General features: G+C 62.4%; 5 protein-coding genes. All 5 read left to right on the top strand.

Features of this window, described 5'->3' with window-relative positions:
* Positions 1-315: energy transducer TonB (locus DBR24_RS10645; protein ID WP_146189015.1), on the top strand; the 315-nt coding region annotated here is incomplete at its 5' end.
* A 51-nt stretch (positions 316-366) separates the two neighbouring features.
* Positions 367-1,074 carry a MotA/TolQ/ExbB proton channel family protein gene (locus DBR24_RS10640; RefSeq protein ID WP_123462257.1) on the top strand — a complete coding sequence of 236 codons (708 nt, stop codon included), beginning with the start codon at positions 367-369 and terminating at the stop codon, positions 1,072-1,074.
* Entirely contained in the window at positions 1,074-1,475 is a 402-nt protein-coding gene (locus DBR24_RS10635) for a biopolymer transporter ExbD (protein WP_128614703.1), read from the top strand. The genes DBR24_RS10640 and DBR24_RS10635 overlap by 1 nt, the downstream gene beginning before the upstream one ends.
* A gap of 207 nt (positions 1,476-1,682) precedes the next feature.
* The gene (locus tag DBR24_RS10630; RefSeq protein ID WP_177490511.1) at positions 1,683-4,394 is read left to right on the top strand and encodes a TonB-dependent receptor; all 2,712 of its coding nucleotides are present in this window, start codon (positions 1,683-1,685) and stop codon (positions 4,392-4,394) included.
* Positions 4,395-4,543: 149 nt separating this feature from the next.
* The coding region (locus DBR24_RS10625) for an extracellular solute-binding protein (protein WP_146189014.1) at positions 4,544-5,926 on the top strand (1,383 nt) is incomplete at its 3' end.

Here is a 5,926-nt window from a genome sequence, read left to right as displayed (position 1 = left end):
TCTTTCACCGCCGCGCCCGCGCCGGTGAAAGAGTCGGCGGCGATTTCCGGCCTCGCCAGCCTCGGCAACCCGCCGCCGGAATACCCGTCGCTGGCGCTGCGGCGCAATTGGGAAGGCAGCGTGGTGTTGCGTATTCAGGTACTGGCCAACGGACGCGCCGGCTCGGTGACGGTGACCAAGTCCAGCGGCAAGCCGCAACTGGATGACGCGGCCGTCGCGGCAGTGAAGAACTGGAAGTTTATTCCGGCCAAACGCGGTGACACGCCGATCGACGGCTTCGCCACCCAGACCATTGATTTCAAATTGCCGCAATAACGGCACAACCCGACGAACTCACAACCGACTTAATGCAAGCGAGGTGTAGCCATGAACCCTTCTCTGTCTTCGATGATTGTCCCCGGTGTGCTCTGGGGGCTGGTGCTGTTTTCCGTGGTCAGCTGGGCGATCCTGCTGGTCAAGTCGGCGCAATACCTGCGCCAGAAAGCCCAGAACAAACAGTTCAGCAAAGCCTTCTGGGGCGCGCCGGACCTGCTCACCGCCGCCGAGCACGCCAGCCAGTACCCGGGCTCGCTGGCGCGCATCGCCAGCAGCGGTTTCGAAGCCCTGCTGGTGGAGGATTCGCCGCGCACCACCCAGCAATTGGCGCACACCATCAATCGCTCGGATCGCCTGGAACGCAACCTGCGCCAGCAGATCCAGAAGGAACGCCGCTCGCTGGAAAACGGTCAGGCGATCCTCGCCAGTATCGGCAGCACCGCGCCGTTCATTGGGTTGTTCGGCACCGTGTGGGGCATCATGGAAGCCCTGCAAAGCATCGGCGAAACCGGTTCGGCCAGCCTTGAAGCGGTCGCCGGCCCGATCGGTCACGCACTGATCGCCACCGGCGTCGGCATCGCCGTCGCGGTGCCGGCGGTGCTGATTTACAACTTCTTCCTGCGTCGCCTCAAGCTCGCCTCGGCGGACATGGACGACTTCGCCCACGACTTCGACGCCCTCGCCTCGCGCAGCGCGTTTTCCATCAGCCGCCAGGCCATCGCCAGCAAAACCACAGCCGCCGTGCGGGAGGCCAGCTGATGTCCTTTTCCACTCAAGAAAGCGATGAAGTGCTCAGCGAAATGAACGTCACGCCGCTGGTGGACGTGATGCTCGTGCTGCTGGTGGTGTTCATCGTCACCGCACCGCTGATGACCAACGCGATCAAAGTCAATTTGCCGAAAACCGACGCCGTCGCCCCCGCCGAAAAGAAGGATCCGGTGGTGGTCAGCGTCGATCAGGACGGCAAGTTCTATCTGGCCAAGACCGAACTGGCTCCGGAATCGCTGGAGGCCAGCCTCAAGGAGGTCAAGGCCAAGGACAGCGAAGTCCGCGTGCAGCTGCAGGCCGACTCCGCCGTCAATTACGGCCAGGTGGCCAAGGCCATGGCGTCGATCGAACGCTCGGGCATTACCAAAATATCGGTGATGACCACCCACTGAGTGCGGTGTCGGGCGCGCGTTAAAAAACGCGCCCGACACCGCGGACCGCCTCCCGTCGCAATCAGCCGACCGAAAAACGCAAAGCGTCTTCGGAGGGGATCGGCTTGCTTGAAGAAAGTGGTTTTCCGCACGCGGTATCACCGAAAGCGGAGCAATGAGGGGCTCACAAGGCCAATTCGATAACGTCTAACAAAGTCGGAAACAACCATGCTGATGAACACTCCACGCTTCACGCTCAAACCTTTGGTGGCAACGATTTCTCGTCACCGTTTTGTTCCGTTGTACCTGGTGGCCATGGGGATGGGCGCCGGCACCGTGCAAGCCGCCGAGGACGACAATGCTGCCGTACCGGCTGCGGCGACGGTGGCTGCGCCGACCACGCAACTGCAACGGGTGGAAGTGACCGGTTCGGCGATTCGCCGGGTCGATGCCGAGACGGCGGTGCCGATCACCATTCTCAAGGCCGATGAACTGCGCAAACAAGGCGTGACCACCACCGCCGAACTGGTGCAGCGCATCACCGGCAGCCAGTCGATCAACAACAGCGCCGGCTCGGTCGGCGCGGCCACCGGCGGCGCGTCGTTTGCCGACATGCGCGGCATCGGCGCGAACAAGACGCTGGTGCTGCTCAACGGTCGACGCCTGGCCAACAACGCCTTGTCCGGCACCAACTCGGCCGGTGGCGCGGTGGATCTGAACATGATCCCGTTTGCCGCCATCGAACGCGTGGAAGTCCTGCGCGACGGCGCGTCAGCCCTGTACGGTACCGACGCCATCGGCGGCGTGATCAACTTCATCACCAAGAAATCCATGACCGACGGCCAGTTGACCCTCGGCGGCGAAACCCCGACCCACAGCGGCGGTGGCGCTACCAAAGACATGAGCGCCAGTTGGGGTTACGGCGATCTGGAGCAGGACCGCTTCAACGTGCTCGGCGTGTTCAACTACAACAAGCAGCAGAACCTCGACGCCAACGACCGCTCCTTTGCCCGCGACTACGTGCCCGGCAGCGGCCTGGACCAGACCTCCGGCACCGCATTCCCCGGCAACTACAGCCAGAACGGCAACGCCACCAACCCACTGGCCAACAGCAATTGCAACGGCCCCAACCTGGTGGCCCGCGACGGTTTGTGCCGCTTCAGCACCCGCGAATACATCGACCTGATTCCGCAAACCGAAAAGACTTCGTTCTTCGGCAAGACCACCGGCAAGCTGGCGGACGACCACAATGTCAACCTCGAATACTTCTGGTCGCGCAACAACAACGCCACGGCGGTCGGCCCGGCTCCGCTCACCGGCCTGAGCCTGGACGCCTCATCGCCCTACTACCCCGGCAACGGCATCACCCCGGCGCCCACCGGTTTCGCCCTCGACCCGACGCAACCGGTGGACGTCAACTGGCGCGAAACCGCCGCCGGCCCTCGTGAATCGAAAGACCAGAACACCAGCCAGCGCTTCTTGCTCAGCTTCGACGGTCTGGTCGGCGGCTGGGATTACAACGTCGGCGCCTCGTACAACCAGAACAAAATCGTCTCCAGCGTCACCAGCGGTTATGTCAGCGACCAGGCGATGATCAATGGTCTGGCCAGCGGCCTGCTCAACCCGTTCGGCCCGCAATCCGCTGCCGGCCAGCAGTACATCGACGCGGCGGCGTACCACGGCGCCTACACCACGGCTGTCGGCCGCGTGGCCGGGTTCGACGGCCGGATCAGCCGCGAAATCGGTGACTGGTTCGGCGCCGGTCCTTCCGGCCTGGCGCTGGGTGGTGAGTACCGCAAAGAGAAATTCCACCAGGACTTCGAGCAGTTTGCCGGCGATATCCAGAGCCTCGGCATCGACCCGAACGGCAGCGTCGAAGGCGACCGCAGCGTGAAAGCCGCGTACGCCGAAATCAACGTGCCGGTGCTCGATAGCCTCGAACTGTCCGCCGCCGTGCGTCACGACAAATACAGCGACTTCGGCAGCACCACCAACCCGAAATACTCGTTCCGTTACCAGCCGTTGAAAGAGCTGGTGGTACGTGGTGCCTACAGCGAAGGTTTCCGTGCGCCGTCGCTGTACGAGCTCTATTCACCGCGCAGCATCACCTTCACCCAGGGCTACTACAACGACCCGGTGCTGTGTACCGGCGGCGTAGTGCAACCAGGCGGCAACGGCGGGCGCGATTGCGGTCAGCAGTTCCTCAACCAGATCGGCGGCAATGAGGATCTGGCGCCGGAGAAAGCCCGCAACGTCACCCTGGGCTTCGTTTATCAACCGGTGAACAACCTGTCGGTGGGCCTGGATTTCTGGTGGATTCACATTTCCAACCAGATCCAGCCGTTCCCGGAATCCACCGTGTTTGATCAGGCCGGTGCCTATCAGGACCGCTTCGTGCGCAATGCCGACGGCACGCTCAACTACATCGTCACTGGCAACGCCAACCTCGGCATCGTCGAAACCAACGGGGTCGACGTGTCGCTGGACTATCGCTTCCCGAATACGCCGTACGGCCAGTTCGGCCTGGGCCTGCAAGGCACCTATGTTGACGAGTACGACTTCCAGAGCACCATCAAAGGCCCGTTCACCGACAAGGTCGGCGACTTCCAGGGTGACGGCGTGATTGCCCGCTGGAAACACAACCTCACCGGCAGTTGGACCTTCGGCGCGGCGCGGGCGTCGCTGACCAACCGCTTCACCACCGGCTACAACGACTACGACCGCGACACCCACGCACGCGTGGCGTCGTATTCGGTGTGGGACCTGTCGGCCGGCTACACCTTCGACAAGGTGCTGGACGTCGATGCCGGGCTGAAGAACATGTTCGACCGCAACCCGCCGTTCACCAACCAGGCCTACAACTTCCAGAGCGGCTATGACCCGCGCTACACCGACCCGCTGGGCCGTACCTTGTTTGCGCGCATGACTTACCACTTCTAACCGGAAATACCACAACCCCAGTGTGGGAGCGAGCTTGCTCGCGAAGGCGTCGTGTCAGTCAACACATCCTTCGCTGACATACCGCATTCGCGAGCAAGCTCGCTCCCACAGGGATTCGGGCTTCTTCAGGGATTTTCAGGAGTGACTTCATGAGTTTTTTGCGCAACATGGCTGGCCTGCTGCTCGGCAGTGCGCTGCTATGCACCGGCACTTCGGCGCTGGCCGGCGGCAGTTATGCGCTGACGGTGTACGGCGAAGCGCCGAAGTATCCGGCGAACTTCGAGCATTTCGACTTCGTCGATCCCAAGGCGCCCAAGGGCGGTTCGCTGAGCCGGGCGTCGATGGAAATCGGTCAATACAACTACATCACCCCGTATGCCGATCAGGGCATTTCCGTGGTGCAGGTCAACGACTGGGTGTATGCGCCGCTGGCGTTCCGTTCGCTGGACGAGCCCTACACCGTTTACGGACTGGTCGCGCAACAAATGGAACGCGATCCCGAGGGACTCTGGGTACGCTTCACCCTCAATCCAAAGGCACGCTTCGCCGACGGCACGCCGATCACCGCCGAGGACGTGCGCTACACCTTCAACCTGCTGATGACCAAGGGCAGCCTCAGCTATCGCCAGCAATACGCCGACGTGCAGGACGTGCTGATCGAAGGCCCGCGGCAGGTGCGCTTCACTTTCAAGAACAATCTCAACCGCACGTTGGCACTGGACCTGGCGACGATGCGCGTGCTGCCCGAACACTGGTGGCAAACCCGCGACTTTGCCAATGGCGGCGGTTTCGAGCCGCCGCTGGGCAGCGGCCCGTACCGCGTGAGCAAGGTCGATGCCGGGCGCAGCATCAGTTTCGAACGCGATCCGGACTGGTGGGGCAAAGACCTGCCGGTCAGTCGTGGCATGTACAACTTCGACACCCTGACGGTGAATTTTTACGGCGACACTGACGTCGCCCGTCAGTTGTTGCAGGCCGGCGCCTTCGACTACAACCGCGAATTTTCCTCGTCCGGTTATGTGGTCGGCTATGACAGCCCGGCATTGCGTGACGGTCGCTTGCAGCAGTCGATCCTTGCCCCGGACAAACCGACGGCGGCGCAGGGCTTCGTGTTCAACCTGCAAAACCCGATTTTCCAGGATCGTCGCGTGCGTCAGGCCATCAGCCTGCTGTGGGATTTCGAGTGGACTAACAAGCAGATGATGCGCGGCTTCTACGTGCGCCAGAACAGCTTCTGGCCAAAGAGTGAAATGGCCGCCACCGCGCTACCTGATGCCGACGAGTTGAAGATCCTCGAACCGCTGCGCGGGCAGATCCCCGACGAGGTCTTCACCGCGGTGTATCAGGCACCGAAAACCGATGGCAGCGGCTACATCCGCGACAAGCAACTGCAAGCGTTGAAATTGCTCGCCGAGGCCGGCTGGACACCGCAACACAATCGGCTGGTCAACGCTGCCGGCGAGCCTTTGGAATTCACGTTTCTCGACGGTCAGGGCGGCTTCGACCGCATGCTGCTGCCGTTCAAGCGCACC

It is taken from the genome of Pseudomonas sp. HMWF006 (assembly GCF_003061205.1).
GTDB lineage: Bacteria > Pseudomonadota > Gammaproteobacteria > Pseudomonadales > Pseudomonadaceae > Aquipseudomonas > Aquipseudomonas monsensis.
Note: the sequence above shows the minus strand (reverse complement) of the source record. Positions and strands in the feature narration are given on the sequence as shown.

Excerpts from the sequence above, each read along its gene's own strand:
- DBR24_RS10640 (WP_123462257.1), top strand. The coding sequence starts at position 367 with ATGAACCCTTCTCTGTCTTCGATGATTGTCCCCGGTGTGCTCTGGGGG.
- DBR24_RS10635 (WP_128614703.1), top strand. The coding sequence starts at position 1,074 with ATGTCCTTTTCCACTCAAGAAAGCGATGAAGTGCTCAGCGAAATGAAC.
- DBR24_RS10630 (WP_177490511.1), top strand. The coding sequence starts at position 1,683 with ATGCTGATGAACACTCCACGCTTCACGCTCAAACCTTTGGTGGCAACG.